Origin of the sequence: Pseudomonas sp. 18.1.10, from assembly GCF_024655625.1 — a bacterium.
Taxonomy (GTDB): Bacteria; Pseudomonadota; Gammaproteobacteria; order Pseudomonadales; family Pseudomonadaceae; genus Aquipseudomonas.
Map to the genome: position 1 here is coordinate 1 of NZ_JANLGL010000452.1, position 1,465 is coordinate 1,465.

At 59.7% G+C, this 1,465-nt stretch carries 1 protein-coding gene; it reads left to right on the plus strand.

What is annotated here, in order from left to right; genetic code table 11:
• The first annotated feature begins 157 nt into the window (after window positions 1-157).
• The gene (locus NUV89_RS29650; protein ID WP_257784115.1) at window positions 158-1,366 is read left to right on the plus strand and encodes an SAM-dependent methyltransferase; all 1,209 of its coding nucleotides are present in this window, start codon (window positions 158-160) and stop codon (window positions 1,364-1,366) included.
• Window positions 1,367-1,465: the final 99 nt, after the last annotated feature.

The window sequence follows — 1,465 nt, forward strand, 5'->3', positions numbered from 1 at the left end:
AAATATCTTTGACTGACACACCGCATTCGCGAGCAAGCCCGCTCCCACATTGGGTTTTGTGTCGGCAATACCATTACCGTTAGTCAAATAACCCCGTGCCCTCCAGCTCCATCCCCCCTAAAATGCCCGGCATTCCCTGCCCGAGGCGTTTTTGTTCATGTCTGTCACCGCTCAACCCGTCAGCGATCACCACGCCCAGTTCATCGAACTGCTCGGCACCAGCCTTGTGCAGAACGCCTTTATCAAGCTGGTGCTGGCCAAGTACGTCGGTGACGAAGCCGAGTTGCAGCGCCTGATCGTCAAGGCGGTGACGGTCAAGGAACAGCCATGCCTGTCCTTCGTCTATCGCTATAAAACCCGCGACATCACCAAGAACTTCCCCGTGGCCGAGGGCGTGGCGACGATTGCCGCGCTGCTGCCGGCGCAGTTCAAGAACGCGCACCTGCTGGCGCTGACTGACGAAGCCCAGCTGGAATACAGCAAGAAGAACAAAAGCTCGCTGTTCAAAAGCAAGCCGCAGCAATTGCGCGAGGCGCCGAGCGCCGAGCACAACCGCGAGAAGAACCGCTTCCTCGACCTCAGCCGGCCATTCCTCGCCGACCTCGGCGTGACCGACGCCAAGCAGGCGCTGATTCCGTCGATGTCGCGCAAGTGGAAGCAGATCAACAAGTTCATCGAAGTGTTCAGCCATGCGCTGACCACCTCGCCGCTCAAGCTGGACCAGCCGGTGCGCGTGGCGGATTTTGGTTCGGGCAAGGGCTACCTGACGTTCGCCATCCACGATTACCTGCGCAACACCCTCAAGGCCGAGGGCGAAGTGACGGGCGTCGAGCTGCGTGAAGACATGGTCACCTTGTGCAACACCGCCGCCGCGCGCCTGGAGCACCCGGGGCTGGTGTTCAAGTGCGGTGACGTGCGTAGCGTGGCGCCCAGCGAACTGGACGTGATGATCGCCCTGCATGCCTGCGACATCGCCACCGACTATGCGATCCACACCGGCATCCGCTCCGGCGCGTCGATCATCATGTGCTCGCCGTGCTGCCACAAGCAGATCCGCCTGCAGATCCAGAGCCCGGCGCTGTTGAAACCGATGCTGCAATACGGCTTGCACCTGGGCCAGCAGGCCGAGATGGTCACCGACAGTTTGCGTGCGCTGTTTCTGGAAGCCTGTGGTTATGAGACCAAGGTGTTTGAGTTCATCTCGTTGGATCACACCAACAAGAACAAGATGATCCTCGCGGTGAAGCGAGCGGAGCCTTTGGACAATGCGCAGTTGCTGGAGAAAATCCAGGAGCTGAAGGCGTTCTACCACATCACCGAACACTGCCTGGAAACCCTGTTGCGCGCGGATGGCTACTTTAGCTGAACACAGAACCCCCTGTGTGATCGGGCTTGTGTGGGAGCGGGCTTGCTCGCGAATGCGGTGTGTCAGTCACAGGAATTTCAACTGATCCACCGCCTTCGC

Excerpts from the sequence above, each read along its gene's own strand:
- NUV89_RS29650 (WP_257784115.1), top strand. The coding sequence starts at position 158 with ATGTCTGTCACCGCTCAACCCGTCAGCGATCACCACGCCCAGTTCATC.